Consider the following 16,045-nt stretch of genomic DNA (forward strand, 5'->3'; position numbering starts at 1 on the left):
GCCCGCCAACCCTTATGCGGCGGTGCGTCAGACGGCCCGAAAGGGCAGCGGGAAGCGCGCCGTGCGCGGTGCGGCGTTCCCGCCCATATCACGAATCCACCGGCCTGCTTTGCGTTGGGAGCGAGGCGCCGGTGGAGGTTGAGGAGGAGCGTTATGCACGTCATTGAACAGCTGCGCGAACTGCGCGATTTCGGCGGCAAGCCGCGGACCACCGGTCTGGACGATGCCACCATCGAGCGCATGGCCGCGCAGGATCCGATGCTCGGGCAGGCGGTATCCGAGGCGGTGTCGCGCCATCGCGAACTGCGCGCGGACCTGGCCGACTTCCTGAAGCTCGACGAGGCCGAGCAGCTGGCCCGCGCCCAGGCCGGCTACGTCAACTTCTACCCGGACGACGCGATCAACCCGTACCTGCCGGCGGCTGCCCGTGGCCCGTGGATCGTCACGCTGAAGGGCGCCGTGGTCCATGACAACGGCGGTTACGGCATGCTCGGCTTCGGCCACAACGACCCGGCGATCCTGGAGGCGATGAGCCGCCCGCAGGTGATGGCCAACGTGATGACCCCGAGCATCGCGCAAATGCGCATGAACGAAGCGCTGCGCAAGGAAATCGGCCAGCGCCGTGGTGGCTTCCCGTACGACCGCTTCCTGTGCCTGAACTCCGGCTCCGAGGCCGTGGGCCTGGCCTGCCGCATCGCCGACGTCAACGCCAAGCTGATGACCGACGCCGGCGGTCGCTACGAAGGCCGTGCGATCAAGCGCCTGGCGGTGAAGGGCGCCTTCCATGGTCGCACCGACAAGCCGGCGCTGTTTTCCGACTCCTCGCGCAAGACCTACCAGCAGCACCTTGCCAGCTACCGCCATGAGGACAGCCTGATCACCGTCGCCCCGTACGACGTGGAGCAGTTGAAGGCCGCGTTCGCCGATGCCGACAGGCACGGCTGGTTCATCGAGGCGATGTTCCTCGAGCCGGTGATGGGCGAAGGCGACCCGGGCCGCTCGGTGACGCCTGAGTTCTACGCGGTCGCCCGCGAACTGACCAAGGCGCACGGCACCCTGCTGATGATCGACTCGATCCAGGCCGGCCTGCGTGCCCATGGTGTGCTGTCGTTCGTCGACTACCCCGGCTTCGAGAAGCTCGAGGCGCCGGACATGGAGACCTACTCCAAGGCGCTCAACGCCGGCCAGTATCCGATGTCGGTGCTCGCCGTGAACGCCCACACGGCCGGCCTGTACCGCAAGGGCATCTACGGCAACACGATGACCGCCAACCCGCGCGCGCTCGATGTAGCCTGCGCCACACTGGGCGAGCTGAGCGACGCGGTGCGCACCAACATCCGCGAGCGCGGCCAGGAGTTCGTGGCCAAGCTCAATGCGCTGAAGGACGAGCTGGGCGGCCTGATCACCAAGGTGCAGGGCACCGGCCTGCTGTTCTCCTGCGAGCTGGCCCCGCAGTTCAAGTGCTACGGCGACAACTCCACCGAGGAGTACATGCGCGAGCACGGCATCGGTGTGATCCACGGCGGCACCAACTCGCTGCGCTTCACTCCGCACTTCCACGTCACCAGCGCGGAAGTGGACCTGGTGGTGGCGCACGTGAAGCACGCCCTGCTGCACGGGCCCAAGCGCGCGCAGGCCGAGGCGGCGTAACGGCCCTCCCCAGCTGTTCCGACGAAGGGCGCGCCCGGCCGGGCGCGCCCTTTTTCATGCCCGGTACGGCACCGACGGGCGGCCGGCGGCATGGACCGGCCTCTTCGCCGGCGCCCCCGCCGTTCCGCATGAAATTGCGGTAGCGCGAGCCGGGCTTCCGGCGCGAGACTGCGCTGCCGGCAACCGCCGGTCTCTTCGGGAGGATCGCACCATGGGCAAACCGTTCCGTCTGCTGCTCGCCGCCTCGCTCACCGTCGCCGGCGCCCTCGTCCTGTCCACGCCGGTGGTCGCGGCCGCCAAGCCGATGACCACGCAGCAACAGCGCATGGCCGACTGCAACAAGCAGGCTGCCGGCAAGAAGGGCGATGAGCGCAAGGCCTTCATGAAGTCCTGCCTCAAGGGTGGCGCCGCGGCGCCGGGCAAGATGACCCAGCAGGAAAAGATGAAGAAGTGCAACGCCGACGCCAAGGCCAAGGCGCTCAAGGGCGATGCCCGCAAGAGCTTCATGAGCACCTGCCTGAAGGGCTGAGGTCATCCGCGCAGGCCGGTGCGGATGCACGCGCCGGCCTGCGTCGATAAGCTTGGGCGCTGCCCGCGACGCTCTGCGTCGCCCCACTGCCAGGCCCGCCCGCATGCCCGTCGTCGAAGTCCGCCATCCGCTCATCCAGCACAAGCTCGGCCTGATGCGCCGGGCCGGCATCAGTACCAAGGAGTTCCGCGAGCTGGCCTCGGAAGTGGCCGCCCTGCTGACCTACGAGGCGACCAAGGACCTGGAGACGGTCGAGCAGGCGATCGACGGCTGGGCCGGCCCGCTCACGGTGCACCAGATCAAGGGCAAGAAGATCACCATCGTGCCGATCCTGCGCGCCGGCCTGGGCATGCTGCCGGGCGTGCTCGACCTGATCCCGGCGGCCAAGGTCAGCGTGGTCGGCCTGCAGCGCGACGAGGAAACCCTCAAGCCGGTCACCTACTACGAGAAGCTCACCGGGCGCATGGACGAGCGCATCGCGCTGATCGTCGATCCGATGCTCGCCACCGCCGGCACCCTGCTGGCCACCGTGGACATGCTCAAGGCGGCTGGCTGCAAGCGGATCAAGGGCCTGTTTCTGGTCGCCGCGCCGGAAGGCCTCGCGCGCATGGAAGCCGCGCACCCCGACGTCGAGATCTTCGCCGCCGCCATCGACCAGCGGCTCAACGAGCACGGCTACATCCTGCCCGGGCTGGGCGACGCCGGCGACAAGATCTTCGGCACCAAGCAGTTGCCCGACAGGGACTGAACCGACACCCCCTTTCCTCCGCCGCCGACTCGGCGCAAAGTGTTGCGATGTCGACGGGCGTCGGCATCGCCGTACGCGACGCTCCGGGGGGAGCTTTAGCGAAACTGTCGCAATAAGTTGCTAGCGTCCGGCGCGTCACGGATCCACAAAGGATCCCGCCAGAGGGGACTACAACATGCAGGGAATGAACGTGCGGCGCGCCGTGATGGCGACGCTGACCGGATTGGCGTTGTCGTTTTCGGCCTACGCCAGCGATCTGGAAATCAACCAGTTCCGCGTCCGCGGACCGGCCGGTGGCAACGACGAATTCGTCGAACTGATCAATGCCGGCCCCACCGCCATCGACGTGTCGGGCTACAAGCTCAATGCCTCCAACGCCAGCGGCACGGTCGGCACGCGGCTGACCTTGCCGGCCGGCACCCGCATCGCGCCAGGCTGCCACCTGCTGCTGACCAATGCGGCCAGCAGCGGCTATTCCGGCAGCGTGGCAGGTGACCTGACCTACAACACCGGCGTCACCGACACCGGCGGCCTGGCCATCCTCGACGCCTCCGGCACCGTGCTCGACCAGGTCGGCCTGAGCAGTGGTTCGGCCTACCAGGCCGGCACGCCGCTGGCCTCGCTGGGTTCGAGCAACTCGGACACCTCCTACATCCGCACCACCAACGCCGCCGGCCTGCCGAACAACAGCGGCGACAACAGCGCCGACTTCGTCACGCTGAGCCCGAGCGCGCCGCACAACAGCGCCAGCCCGTGCGTGGCGATGGGTGCCAGCGTGTCGATCGCCGACGCCAGCGCCACCGTGACCGGCGCCGGCGACGTGCAGATGCCGTTCACCGTGACCCTGTCCGAACCGGCTCCGGCCGGCAGCGGCGTCACCGTGCACGTGGCTACCGCCGACGACACCGCCTCGGCGGCCGCGGGCGATTACGACGCGCTGGACACCGACGTCACCGTGGCACCGGGCGCGAGCAGCGCCAGCTTCGACGTCACCGTGCACGGCAGCAGCGTCGGCAAGACCGACCGCACGTTCACCGTGAGCCTCAGCCACCCGAGCGGCGGCTACACCCTGGCCCGTGCCAGCGCGATCGGCGCGATCCTCTACGACATCCCGGTGAATGCCGAGCTGTACGAGATCCAGGGCCGCGAACAGACCTCGCCGCTGCTCGGCAAGCGCGTGATCACCCACGACAACGTGGTCACCGCGGTCGGCCCCGCCGGCTTCACCATGCAGACGCCGGACGCGCGCGCCGACGCCGATCCGCTGACCTCGAACGGCCTGTACGTGTTCACCGGCAGTGCCCCGACCGTGGCGGTCGGCGACATGGTCGACGTCAACGGCCGGATCGACGATTACTACCACCTCACCGAGCTGAAGAACCCGGAGATCACCGTGGTCTCGCACGGCGCCAGGCTGCCCCGGGCGGTCGAGTTCGACGCCGGCACGCCGTCGATGGACCCGGACCATCTGTCCTGCGGCGCGACCAATTTCCAGTGCTTCATGAGCATGCGCGTACGAGTGCGCCACGGCATGATCAACACCGGCAACAAGCGCTTCAGCGGCGAGCCGTATGCCGAGGTGAGCATCACCGCCAACGGCCGGCGCTCGCTGCGCGAGCCGGGCGTGGTCTACGGCGTGCCGGTACCGGCAGGCGTGGACCTGCCGAACTGGGACGGCAACCCGGAAGTGTTCAAGATGAACACCGCCGACTTCGGCGCGGTGCCGTTGAACACGCCGTTCAACGCCGGCTCCACCTTCGAGGCCACAGGCGTCATCTCCTACGACTTCGGCGCCTACACCCTGATCCCGACCACGTTCCGCCTGACCCATGCGGCCGAACTGCCGCGCCCGGTCGACAAGGCGCCGCCGGTCGCCCTGCGCATCGGCGCGCTCAACACCGAGCGCTTCTGCGACTCGACCTTCGACACCACCTACACCTGCAGCGGCGGCAGCTCCGAGCCGACCGAGGCCGAGGTGCAGCTGAAGATCGAGCGGCTGTCGGCCTATATCGGCGGCGTGCTGCGCCTGCCGGACGTGCTGTCGGTGGAGGAGGTGAAGAACCTGCCGCTGCTGCAGCGCCTGGCCAAGCAGCTCGGTGACGACTATGGCGTCAGCTACGACGCCTACCTGATGGAGGGTCACGACCCCAGCGGCATCGATGTCGGCTTCCTGGTCCGCACCGACCGCGTGAAGGTGCTCTCGGTACGCCAGCTGGCCGCCGACGAGACCTGGGACGACAACGGCAGCACGGCGTACATCCATGACCATCCGCCGCTGCTGCTGACCGCCCAGGCCGGCCTGATGCGCTTCCAGGTGATCTCGGTGCACACCAAGGCACGGCAGAAGGTCGATGGCAGCGGCAGCGCCACCGATCGCGACCGCGAAAAGCGTTTCCTGCAGGCCAAGTCGATCGCCACCCAGGTGCAGTTGCTGCAGCAGGCCTCGCCGCTGACCCCGCTGATGGTGGTGGGCGACTTCAACAGCTACCAGTTCAGCGACGGCTTCGTCGACATGGTCGGGCTGATCTCCGGCCGCTACCAGGACAGCCAGAACCTGCTGAAGCTGGGCGAGCCGAACATCGTGCATCCGGCGCTGTGGAATGCGGTGGAGTCGGTGCCCAGCAACGATCGCTACTCGTTCCAGTTCACGCAGAACTTCGGCGAGATCCAGGGCTACACCAAGGCCGGCTCGGGCAACTCCGGCCGTTCGGTGCCGACCTTCCAGGTGCTGGACCACGCGCTGCTGAACCTGCCGGCCCGCTGGCGCTTCATGCGCATGCAGTACGGCCGCGCCGACCTCGACGCGCCGGTGCAGACGGCCGATGACGCGGCCAGCGCCAGCGGTATCGACAAGGCGATCGGTGTCTCCGACCACGACGGTTTCGTGGTCGAGCTGCTCGATCCGTCGCTGATGATCGGCCACGGCCGCGGCCACGACCGCCACGACGACCACGGCAAGGCTCACGGGGATCGCGGACACCACGCCCACTGACCCGGCCGCGCCTCGACGCAAAAAGGCCACGCCCGGCGACGGGCGTGGCCTTTTCCTTGCCTGCGACGACCGCGAACGGCGTCAGCCTGCTGGGTTACCCCTGGGCGGCGAAGCGGTCGGTGGCTTCCACCAGCTCGTGCAGGATGCCGGGTTCGAACGCCGAGTGGCCGGCGTCCTGCACGATGCGCAGGTCCGCCTCCGGCCAGGCGCGATGCAGGTCCCACGCACTGCGCAACGGACAGACCACGTCGTAGCGACCCTGCACGATCACCGCCGGGATCCTGCGGATGCGCTCGACATGGCGCAGCAGCTGGTCGTCATGTTCGAAGAAGCCGCCATTGACGAAGTAGTGGCACTCGATGCGGGCGAAGGCCAGCGCGAATTCGTCCTCGCCGCTGGCCTCGATGTGGCCCTGGTCCTGCCACAGGAAACTGGTGGCGCCCTCCCACACGGACCAGGCGCGCGCAGCGGCCACGCGGGCCGCTGCGTCACCACCGGTCAGGCGGCGGTGGTAGGCGCTCATCAGGTCGCCGCGCTCGGCCTCGGGAATCGCCGAGAGGTAGGTCTCCCAGGCATCCGGATACAGCGCGTCGGCGCCCTTCTGGTAGAACCACTCCAGCTCCCAGCGGCGCAGCATGAAGATGCCGCGCAGCACCAGTTCGCTGACCCGGTCCGGATGCGATTCGGCGTAGGCCAGTGCCAGCGTCGAGCCCCACGAGCCGCCGAACACCTGCCAGCGGTCGATGCCCAGCTTTTCGCGCAGCCGCTCGATGTCCGCCACCAGGTGCCAGGTGGTGTTGTCGGTCAGCTCGGCGTGCGGCGTGGACCTGCCGCAGCCGCGCTGGTCGAACAGCACGATGCGGTAGCGGGCCGGATCGAAGAAGCGGCGGCACTTCGGATTCACGCCACCACCGGGGCCGCCGTGCAGGAACACCACCGGTTTGCCGTTCGGATTGCCGCTCTGCTCGTAGTACAGCGTGTGCAGATCCGACACCTGGAGGAAGCCGCTGTCGAACGGCTCGATCTCGGGGTACAGCGAACGACGCTCCTGCGACATGCGGTGCTCTCCTTCCGGCGGGTGGGGGCCGATTAGGCTAGCACGCAGCCGCCATCGGGCTCATCGCGGCACGCGCAGCGCCGACTCCCGCAGCGCCTCGTCATGCCGTACCTCATCGGTTTCGGCCAGGTTCTCCGCTTCCAGCACCTGGGTGCCGGGCAACGGGTGGATACCGCCGTGCGGCGGGTGGACGCCCTCGATGGACTCGGGGTCGACGGGTGTCTTCATGGTTGCTTCCTTGTCGGATCGGGTCAGGCCCTGAGCCGGCCCTAGGTCGGCTCAGGTGCGAACAGCTTGCCGGGATTGAGGATGCCCTGCGGATCGAACGCCCGGCGCACACCGCGCATCAGCGCGATCTCGGCCGCGCTGCGGGTGCTCTCGAGGTAGGGGCGCTTGACCAGGCCGATGCCGTGCTCGGCCGAGATGCTGCCGCCGAAATCGTGCAGCGTGGCGGCCAGCCGCTTGGTGACCTGCTCGCACTGGGCGATGAAGGCCGCGTCGTCCAGGTCGTCCGGCTGGAGCACATTGATATGCAGGTTGCCGTCGCCGATGTGGCCGAACCAGACCACCTCGAACTGCGGGTACTCGCGGCCGAGCAGCTCCTGCATCGCCTGCAGGAAGGCCGGCACCGCGCTGATCCGCACCGACACGTCGTTCTTGTACGGCTTGCGTGGCGCCACGCTCTCGGTGATGCCCTCGCGCAGCCGCCACAGCGCAGCGGCCTGGGCCTCGCTCTGGGCAATCACCCCGTCGAGGATCCAGCCCTGTTCCACGCCCGCCTCGAAGGCGGCCAGCGCGGCCTCCTGCGCCGCCTCGCCGGCGGCGTCGAACTCGGTCACCACGTAGTACGGATAGTCGCCCTCCAACGCACGCTGGGCGCCATGCGCCAGCACGTGGCGCAGCGCCACGTCGGTGAAGAACTCGAACGCCTGCAGCGACAGCCGCGACTGGAACAGCGCGAATACCTGCATCAGCGCGCCCAGGTCCGGCAGCGCCAGCAGCATCACCTGCGAGGGCGGCGGCGGACTGGTCAGCCTGACCGTGGCCTCGACCACGATACCGAGCGTGCCCTCCGAGGCGATCATCAGCTGGCGCAGGTCGTAGCCGCTGGAGTTCTTGATCAGCCCGCGGTTGAGCTCCAGTCGCTCGCCGGCGGCGGTCACCACGGTGAGTCCGGCGATCCACTCGCGGGTGTTGCCGTAGCGGATCACGCGGATGCCGCCGGCGTTGGTGGCGATGTTGCCGCCGATGGTGCACGAGCCGCGCGCGGCGAAGTCCACCGGATAGACCAGGTCGTGCGCCTTCGCCGCCTCCTGCACGGCCTGCAGCGGCATGCCGGCCTGCACGGTGAGCATGCGGTCGACCGGGTCGAAGGCCAGCACGCGGTTCATCCGCTCCAGGCTCAGCACCAGCTCGCCGTTCGCCGCCACCGCGCCGCCGGACAGCCCGGTGCGCCCGCCGGAGGGCACCACGGCCACGCCGTGCCCGCTGGCCCAGCGCATCACGCCCTGCACTTCCTCCACGCTCGCCGGCAAGGCGATGGCCAGTGGCGCCGGCGTCCAGCGACGGGTCCAGTCTCGGCCGTAGTGCTCCAGGTCCGCCGCGTCGGTAAGCAGGCGCAGGCCCGGCAGGCGGGTGGCAAGGTCGGCGAGTCGGGCATCGGTCATGGGATCGTCCTGGCGCAGACGGCTAGGGTGACATCGGGCCGCGGGCCGGTCCAGTGGTGCGGTGCCGCATTCCCGCCGCGGCTCTGGCATAGTGGTGACTTTCCCGCCTGTCCGGACCCGGCATGAAGACCTCGTTCCCGAAGCAAGACATCAAGGTGCTGCTGCTCGAAGGCGTCAGCCAGAACGCCGTGGAAACCTTCCGCCAGGCCGGCTACACGCAGATCGAGTACCACCAGAAATCGCTGCCGGAGGCCGAGCTGAAGGCCCGCGTGGCCGAGGCGCACATCGTCGGCATCCGCTCGCGCAGCCACCTCACCGCCGAGGTGCTGGCCGAGGCCAAGCGGCTGATCGCGATCGGCTGCTTCTGCATCGGCACCAACCAGGTCGACCTGCAGACCGCCAAGACGCTGGGCGTGCCGGTGTTCAACGCGCCCTACTCCAACACCCGCAGCGTGGCCGAGCTGGTGCTGGCCGAGGCGATCATGCTGCTGCGTGGCATCCCGCAGAAGAACGCGCTGTGCCACCGCGGCGGCTGGACCAAGTCGGCGCTGGGCAGCTACGAGGCACGCGGCAAGACGCTCGGCGTGATCGGCTACGGCCACATCGGCACCCAGGTCGGCGTGCTGGCCGAATCGCTGGGCATGCAGGTGATCTTCCACGACATCGAATCGAAGCTGTCGCTCGGCAACGCCCGCGCTGCTGCGAACCTGGACGACCTGCTGGAGCGGTCCGACGTGGTCACCCTGCACGTGCCGGAAACCCCGGCCACGCAGAACATGTTCGGCGCCGCGCAGATCGCGATGATGCGCAAGGGGGCGCTGCTGATTAATGCCTCGCGCGGCACCGTGGTCGACATCGACGCGCTGGCCGAGGCGCTGCGCGCCGGGCACCTGGCCGGTGCGGCGATCGACGTGTTCCCGGTCGAGCCGAAGGGCAACGACGATCCGTTCGTCTCGCCGCTGGTCGGCATGGACAACGTGATCCTCACCCCGCACATCGGCGGCTCCACGCTGGAGGCGCAGGACAACATCGGCATCGAGGTGGCGGCCAAACTGGTGCGCTACAGCGACAACGGCTCGACCCTGTCGGCGGTGAACTTCCCCGAGGTGTCGCTGCCGGAGCATCCGCGCAGCCGCCGCCTGCTGCACATCCACCGCAACGTGCCCGGCGTGCTCTCGCGCATCAACGAGCTGTTTTCGGCCGGCAACATCAACATCGACGCGCAGTTCCTGCAGACCGATCCGGACGTCGGCTACGTGGTGATCGACGTCTCGGCGGACGAGGCCCAGGCCAGCGCGCTCAAGGACCAGTTGGCCTCGATCCAGGGCACCTTGCGCACGCGGGTCCTCTACTGACGCCGGTTGCCGGACGCCGCCCCGCGAGGCACGGCATCCGGCACCATCCATCGGCGTATGGTGCGGCCACGGTCACTGGCCGGAAGCGCCGGAAACCGGGATGTGGCTCACACAGGCACGTCGTTCCTGGCTCCGGGATTCAAGCCCGGGGCGGCGCATGCCGATAGGCCGTCTCCCCCGCTTTCCTGCGATCTCCCCATGCGTTTCCGCTTTCGCGACCTCCGTATCGCCGTACGACTGAGCCTGCTTGGCCTGATCATGCTGATCGCCACCGCCCTGGTCGGCATCGGTGGCTGGCGTGGCCTGGTCCGGACCCACACCCTGCAGCAGGACTCCGCCAGGACCGCCGCGGCCTTCGCCGCTGCGGTAGACACAGCCCGCGTGGCCCAGGTGGATTTCAAGAAGCAGGTGCAGAACTGGAAGGACACGCTGCTTCGCGGCAATGACCCGGCTGCGTTCACCAAATACCACGGCGAGTTCACCTCCCAGAGCGAGCGCGTGGACGCCGATCTGGCATCGCTGAAGAAGCAGATGGCCGCGCTCGGCCTGGACACCCGCGGCGTCGACGCCGCCTTGGCCACCCACGGCGAGCTGCAGAAGCGCTACGAGGATGCCCTGCAGCATTACGACGGCCGCAAGCCGGAAAGCGTGCATGTGGTCGATGGCCTGGTCAAAGGCATGGACCGACCGCCCACCGATGCGATCGACGCGCTGGTCAACGGCATGAAGACCGCGGCCACGGCGGCGAGCCGCCGCATCGACGTCCAGAGCGAGGACGCCTATCGCAGCGCCGGCCGGCTGCTCGCCATGGTCGTGCTCTGCGCGCTGGTCGCCTGCGCCGTGCTGATCTGGCTGCTGGCGTACAGCATCACCGCGCCGATCGGTCGTGCCGTGAAACTGGCCGAGGCGGTCGCCGAAGGCGACTTGAGCATGCAGATCGAAGCGACCACCCGCGACGAGACCGGCCAGCTGCTGGCGGCACTGGATCGCATGGTCGAGCAGCTGTCGGGCGTCGTGGGCACGATCCGCAAGGGCTCGAACGAAATCTCCGCATCGACCCGGCAGATCGCCAGCGGCAACCAGGATCTCTCTGCGCGCACCAGCGAGCAGGCCGCCGCGCTGGAAGAGACCACCGCGTCGATGCAGGAATTCACCGGCAGCGTGAATGCGAATGCGCTGCGGGCCCGCGAGGCAAGCCAGATCGCGGCTTCCGCCTCGGACATCGCGCGCCAGAGCGGCATGGCAATGACCGAGGCGGTCGACGCCATGGCCCGTGTGCAGGGCGTGGCCGACCGCATCGCCGAGATCACCGCGACGATGACCCGCATCGCCAGCCAGACGCACATCCTGGCCCTCAATGCCTCCGTCGAGGCCGCCCGTGCCGGCGAGGCGGGCAAGGGCTTCAGCGTGGTCGCGTCCGAAGTACAGGCGCTGGCCCGCAGCTCACGCTCGGCGTCCGATGAGATCAAGGCGCTGATCGAGGAGTCCGTGGACATCATCGGCGGTGGCAGCCGGATGATCGGGCAGGCCGAGTCGATGGTAGGCAAGCTGCTGGACAGCGTCGGGCAGGTGGTCGACACGGTCGGCGCGATCGCCTCGCAGAGCCAGGAGCAGGCGGCCGGCATCCAGCAGGTCAACCGGGCGATCGGCCAGATGGACGAGGTCACCCAGAGCAACGCAGCCCTGGTCGAAGAGGCCGCCGCCGCCGCGGACGCGGTCCAGCAGCGTGCCCGCTCGCTGGTCGACAGCGTGGCGTTCTTCAGGGTCCAGGACCATGGCGGACTGGCAAAGGCCGCCTGAGGATTGACCCACGGAAACGAAAACGGCGCCCTCTGGGCGCCGTTTTCCTTGAGCGGTTGATTGGTCGGGGCGGCCGGATTCGAACCGACGACCCTCTGCCCCCCAGGCAGATGCGCTACCAGGCTGCGCTACGCCCCGACGATCAAACAAGCTGGCAAGTCTAACAGCTTGCCCGGTGGTGCCGGAAGCCTAGCGGCGCAGCAGGCCGAGAATCTCCTCCAGCTCCATGCGCACCTGGCGCACGATCTGGTGGGACATGCTGGCCTCCATTCGCGCCTGCGGACCTTCCAGACGGGCGCGCGCACCGGTAATGGTGAAGCCCTCGTCGTAAAGCAGGGAGCGGATCTGGCGGATCATCAGCACGTCATGGCGCTGGTAGTAGCGGCGGTTGCCCCGGCGCTTGACCGGATTGAGGGCAGGAAACTCCTGCTCCCAGTAGCGCAGGACGTGCGGCTTCACCCCGCACAGGTCGCTGACCTCACCGATGGTGAAATAGCGCTTGGCCGGGATGGCTGGAAGCTCGGTGTTATTCCCTTGGTCCAGCATAGCCCTCGACCCGCACCTTGAGTTTCTGACCCGGACGGAACGTCACCACCCTGCGGGCGGAGATCGGAATCTCTTCGCCCGTCTTCGGGTTGCGTCCCGGACGCTGGTTCTTCATGCGCAGGTCGAAGTTGCCGAAACCGGACAGCTTGACCTGCTCCCCCTTTTCCAACGCTTCGCGGACCACCTCGAAGTAGGCGTCCACGAACTCCTTCGCCTCACGCTTGTTGAGGCCCACCTCGAGGAACAGGCGCTCGGCCATTTCCGCCTTGGTCAGCGCCATTTCAACCCCGCAACCTTGCCTTGCATGACTTCTCCAACGCAGAGACCGCATCACGTACGCAGCGGTCCGCGTCGTCGTCGGTAAGCGTGCGTGAAGCGTCCTGCAAAATCAAGCCCATAGCGAGACTCTTTCGGCCGGCTTCGACCCCCTTGCCGCTGTACCGGTCGAACAGCCGGAGCTCGCGCAGCAGCCCGCCGAGGGTGGCACGGACCACCTGTTCGATCTGTGACCAGGCGACCGCTTCAGGCAGGTCCACGGCAATGTCGCGCCGGACCGCCGGGAAGCGCGCCACCGCCGTGGCACGGGGCAGGCGACGGGCCAGCAGCGGCTCCAGCGCCAGCTCCAGGACATGGACGTCGGGGCCCAGGTCCAGCGCCCTGGCCAGCTGCGGATGCAGGGCGCCGAGGTAACCGACCGTCGCGCCGTCGCGGGCGACCCGCGCACCGCGCCCCGGATGCAGCCAGCCGGGCAGGCCGTCCGCGTGAATGCTCCAGCGCTGCGGCTCGCCACCCCAGGCGACCAGGGCATCCAGCTCGCCCTTCAGGTCGAAGAAATCGAACGGGCGACCCGGCTCGCCCCACTGCTCGGCGCGCGCGCTGCCGCAGGCGGCGATCGCCAGGCTCGGCGTCTCGACCGGCGGATCGCCGGCGGCGAACACGCGGGCCAGCTCGAACAGACGCACGCGATCCTGCTGGCGGGCGCGGTTGTGCCGCAGTGCCTCGATCAGCCCCGGCAGCAGCGACGGCCGCATCACCGCGAGATCCGCGGAGAGCGGATTGGCCAGCGGCACCAGATCGCGGTCGAAGCCCCAGCGCGCCAGCAGCTCGGCCGGCACGAACGACAGGTTCACCGCCTCGAAGTAGCCGCGGGCGGCCAGTTGCTCGCGCACGGCCAGTTCACCGAGGCGTGCTTCGGGCTCGGCCGCCAGTGTCAGGGCACCGGCCGGCGTGGCGGTAGGAATATGTTCGTAACCGAAGATGCGCGCGACCTCCTCGATCAGGTCCTCCTCGCGCTCGATGTCGAAGCGGCGGCTGGGTGCGGTGACCTGCCAGCCCTCCGCCAGGGACTCGACCCGCATGCCCAGCGCCGTGAAGATGCGCGTGACCTCGGCGTCGGCCACCTTCAGGCCGAGCACGCGCTGCAGCCGGGCACGCCGCAACACGATCGGCTGCGGCTCGGGCAGGTGTCCCGGCAGGGTCACGTCGAGCAGGGGACCGGCCACGCCGCCGGCCACGTCGAGGATCAGCCGGGTGGCGTACTCGATCGCGATGGGTGGCAGGCTGGGGTCGACGCCGCGTTCGAAGCGATGTCCGGCGTCGGTGTGCATGCCGAGCCGGCGGCTGCGGCCGATGATCGCCGACGGGATCCAGTGTGCGGCCTCGAGGAACACGTTGCGGGTGACGTCGGTGACGCGCGTATCCGCGCCGCCCATGATGCCCCCCAGCGCCACGGCACGCGCGCCGCCGCCGCCCTGGCTGTCCGCGACGACGAGGAAATCGGCATCGAGCTCCACGCTGCGGCCGTCGAGCAGCTTTAGCGATTCGCCCGCGCGTGCCGGGCGCACGACGATTCCGCCCTCCAGCTTGTCCTTGTCGAAGGCATGCATCGGCTGGCCAAGTTCCAGCATCACGTATTGCGTGACATCGACCAGGAAGCTGATCGGACGCAGCCCGCTGCGCCGCAGGCGTTCGGCCATCCACACGGGCGTCGCCGCATGGGCGTCGATGCCTTCGATCACGCGACCGGTGAAACGCGGCACGCGCGGGCCGGCTTCGAGGGCGACCTCCATCGCAGAGGCGCTGCCCGCGGGAACGGCCACGGCATCGAGCGCGCGCACCTCGCCGCCAAGCGCGGCCGCGACGTCGAACGCGATGCCACGCACGCTGAAGCAGTCGGCGCGATTCGGCGTGAGCTTGATCTCGATGCTGGCATCCGGCAGGCCGAGATAGTCCGCCAGCGGGGCGCCCACCGGCGCATCGGCCGGCAGCTCGAACAGGCCCGAGGCATCCGCATCGATGCCCAGTTCCCTGGCCGAGCACAGCATGCCGGACGACTCGACGCCGCGCAGCCGGGCCGCCTTGATGGCGATGCCACCAGGCAGCGTGGCGCCCACGGTGGCCAGCGGCGCCACCAGGCCGGCGCGTGCATTCGGCGCGCCGCAGACGATCTGCACGAGGCCCTTGCCGGTGTCGACCTCGCACACCTGCAGGCGGTCCGCCTCGGGATGCTTCTGCGCGTTGACGATGCGCGCCACGATCACGCCATCGAGCGAGTCGCCCAGCGCCGTGACGTCCTCGACCTCCAGGCCGATCGCGGTCAGCGTGGCGGACAGTTCATCGCGCGAGGCCTCGATCGGCACATGGTGGCGCAGCCAGTTCTCGGAGAATTTCATGCGTATCGGTTCCTGCCGCGTTTAGGCGAACTGCTTGAGGAAGCGCAGGTCGTTCTCGAAGAACGCGCGCAGGTCGGAGACGCCGTAGCGCAGCATCGCGAAGCGTTCCACGCCCAGGCCGAAGGCGAAGCCGGTGTAACGCTCCGGGTCGATGCCGCAGTTCTTCAGCACGTTCGGATGCACCATGCCGCAGCCGAGCACCTCGAGCCAGCGGCTCTGGCCATCCTCGGTCTCCCAGCGGATGTCGACTTCGGCCGAGGGCTCGGTGAAGGGGAAGTAGCTGGGGCGGAAGCGCATCTCGAAATCGCGCTCGAAGAACGCGCGCACGAACTCGGCCAGCGTGCCCTTGAGGTCGGCGAAGCTGGAGGTCTCGTCGACCAGCAGGCCCTCGATCTGGTGGAACATCGGCGAGTGGGTCTGGTCCGAATCGCTGCGGTAGACCTTGCCCGGCGCGATGATGCGGATCGGCGGCTGCCGCCCTTGCATCGAGCGGACCTGTACCGGCGAGGTGTGGGTGCGCAGCAGACGCCCGTCGCCGAAGTAGAAGGTGTCGTGCATGGCGCGCGCCGGATGGTGCGGCGGGAAGTTCAGCGCCTCGAAGTTGTGCCAGTCGTCCTCGATCTCCGGGCCGTCGGCGCGCTGGTAGCCCAGCCGCGCGAAGATCGACGCGATGCGTTCCAGCGTGCGGGTGATCGGGTGGATGCCACCGCGCTCGCCGTCGCGGCCGGGCAGGCTGATGTCGATGGTTTCGGAGGCGAGCCGGCGGTCCAGTTCAGCCTGTTCCAGCGCAGCCTTGCGCATGGCCAATGCGTCGGCAAGCTGCTCCTTGACGCGGTTGACCTCGGCCCCGCGCGCCTTGCGTTCGTCCGGCGCCAGCGCCCCCAGCGACTTCAGCGCGGCAGTGACGATGCCGCTCTTGCCAAGCAGGCCGACGCGCAGGGCGTCGAGCGCGTCGAGCGAGGCAGCCTGTTCGATATCGGCCAGCGCCTGCGCGGCGCGGCGGTCCAGATCGTCCATCGATGCGGTTCC

The 16,045-nt window shown here is 68.8% G+C and carries 13 protein-coding genes and 1 tRNA gene; 6 read left to right on the forward strand and 8 right to left on the reverse strand.

Features of this window, described 5'->3' with window-relative positions:
• Window positions 1-153 precede the first annotated feature (153 nt).
• From ATSB10_RS09895 to ATSB10_RS09910, 4 genes are all read left to right on the forward strand, one after another.
• Window positions 154-1,650 (forward strand): aminotransferase class III-fold pyridoxal phosphate-dependent enzyme, encoded by a 1,497-nt coding sequence (locus ATSB10_RS09895; protein ID WP_063672450.1) that lies wholly within the window; start codon window positions 154-156, stop codon window positions 1,648-1,650.
• 211 nt (window positions 1,651-1,861) lie between these two features.
• A complete protein-coding gene (locus ATSB10_RS09900) occupies window positions 1,862-2,179 on the forward strand; it encodes a PsiF family protein (protein WP_063672451.1) in 318 nt (105 codons plus the stop codon).
• A gap of 103 nt (window positions 2,180-2,282) precedes the next feature.
• Entirely contained in the window at window positions 2,283-2,927 is a 645-nt protein-coding gene (gene upp / locus ATSB10_RS09905; protein ID WP_063672453.1) for a uracil phosphoribosyltransferase, read from the forward strand.
• A gap of 175 nt (window positions 2,928-3,102) precedes the next feature.
• Window positions 3,103-5,919 (forward strand): lamin tail domain-containing protein, encoded by a 2,817-nt coding sequence (locus ATSB10_RS09910; protein WP_063672455.1) that lies wholly within the window; start codon window positions 3,103-3,105, stop codon window positions 5,917-5,919.
• Between the two features lie 94 nt (window positions 5,920-6,013).
• Here the strand turns inward: ATSB10_RS09910 and pip are convergent, their stop codons facing one another.
• The 3 genes from pip to ATSB10_RS09920 are packed head-to-tail and all read right to left on the reverse strand — an operon-like array spanning window position 6,014 to window position 8,643.
• On the reverse strand, window positions 6,014-6,976 hold the full coding sequence (gene pip, locus ATSB10_RS09915) for a prolyl aminopeptidase (RefSeq protein WP_063672456.1): 963 nt from the start codon (window positions 6,974-6,976) through the stop codon (window positions 6,014-6,016).
• A 60-nt stretch (window positions 6,977-7,036) separates the two neighbouring features.
• Window positions 7,037-7,204, reverse strand: coding sequence for a hypothetical protein (locus ATSB10_RS19345; protein ID WP_157469175.1), 168 nt, complete (start codon window positions 7,202-7,204; stop codon window positions 7,037-7,039).
• A gap of 41 nt (window positions 7,205-7,245) precedes the next feature.
• Window positions 7,246-8,643: an FAD-binding oxidoreductase gene (locus ATSB10_RS09920; protein ID WP_063672457.1), complete on the reverse strand. Its 1,398-nt coding sequence runs from the start codon at window positions 8,641-8,643 to the stop codon at window positions 7,246-7,248.
• Window positions 8,644-8,765: 122 nt separating this feature from the next.
• On the opposite strand from ATSB10_RS09920, the gene serA reads away from it, so the two are divergent.
• Together serA and ATSB10_RS09930 are read left to right on the forward strand one after the other, a co-directional pair.
• The gene (gene serA / locus ATSB10_RS09925) at window positions 8,766-9,998 is read left to right on the forward strand and encodes a phosphoglycerate dehydrogenase (RefSeq protein ID WP_063672458.1); all 1,233 of its coding nucleotides are present in this window, start codon (window positions 8,766-8,768) and stop codon (window positions 9,996-9,998) included.
• 198 nt (window positions 9,999-10,196) lie between these two features.
• On the forward strand, window positions 10,197-11,798 hold the full coding sequence (locus ATSB10_RS09930) for a methyl-accepting chemotaxis protein (RefSeq protein ID WP_063672459.1): 1,602 nt from the start codon (window positions 10,197-10,199) through the stop codon (window positions 11,796-11,798).
• A 61-nt stretch (window positions 11,799-11,859) separates the two neighbouring features.
• On the opposite strand, the gene ATSB10_RS09935 is transcribed toward ATSB10_RS09930, so the two are convergent.
• From ATSB10_RS09935 to pheS, 5 genes are all read right to left on the reverse strand, one after another.
• A tRNA-Pro gene (locus ATSB10_RS09935) sits at window positions 11,860-11,936 on the reverse strand.
• Between the two features lie 51 nt (window positions 11,937-11,987).
• Window positions 11,988-12,344 (reverse strand): MerR family transcriptional regulator, encoded by a 357-nt coding sequence (locus tag ATSB10_RS09940; protein WP_017463626.1) that lies wholly within the window; start codon window positions 12,342-12,344, stop codon window positions 11,988-11,990.
• Window positions 12,325-12,624 (reverse strand): integration host factor subunit alpha, encoded by a 300-nt coding sequence (ihfA, locus tag ATSB10_RS09945; protein ID WP_017463627.1) that lies wholly within the window; start codon window positions 12,622-12,624, stop codon window positions 12,325-12,327. Before ihfA ends, ATSB10_RS09940 begins: the two co-directional genes overlap by 20 nt.
• A 1-nt stretch (window position 12,625) precedes the next feature.
• Window positions 12,626-15,016, reverse strand: a complete 2,391-nt coding sequence (gene pheT, locus ATSB10_RS09950; protein ID WP_063672461.1) for a phenylalanine--tRNA ligase subunit beta — start codon at window positions 15,014-15,016, stop codon at window positions 12,626-12,628.
• A gap of 21 nt (window positions 15,017-15,037) precedes the next feature.
• Window positions 15,038-16,033, reverse strand: a complete 996-nt coding sequence (pheS, locus tag ATSB10_RS09955) for a phenylalanine--tRNA ligase subunit alpha (RefSeq protein ID WP_063672463.1) — start codon at window positions 16,031-16,033, stop codon at window positions 15,038-15,040.
• Between the last annotated feature and the right edge of the window lie 12 nt (window positions 16,034-16,045).

This window comes from Dyella thiooxydans (genome assembly GCF_001641285.1).
GTDB classification, from domain to species: domain Bacteria; phylum Pseudomonadota; class Gammaproteobacteria; order Xanthomonadales; family Rhodanobacteraceae; genus Dyella_A; species Dyella_A thiooxydans.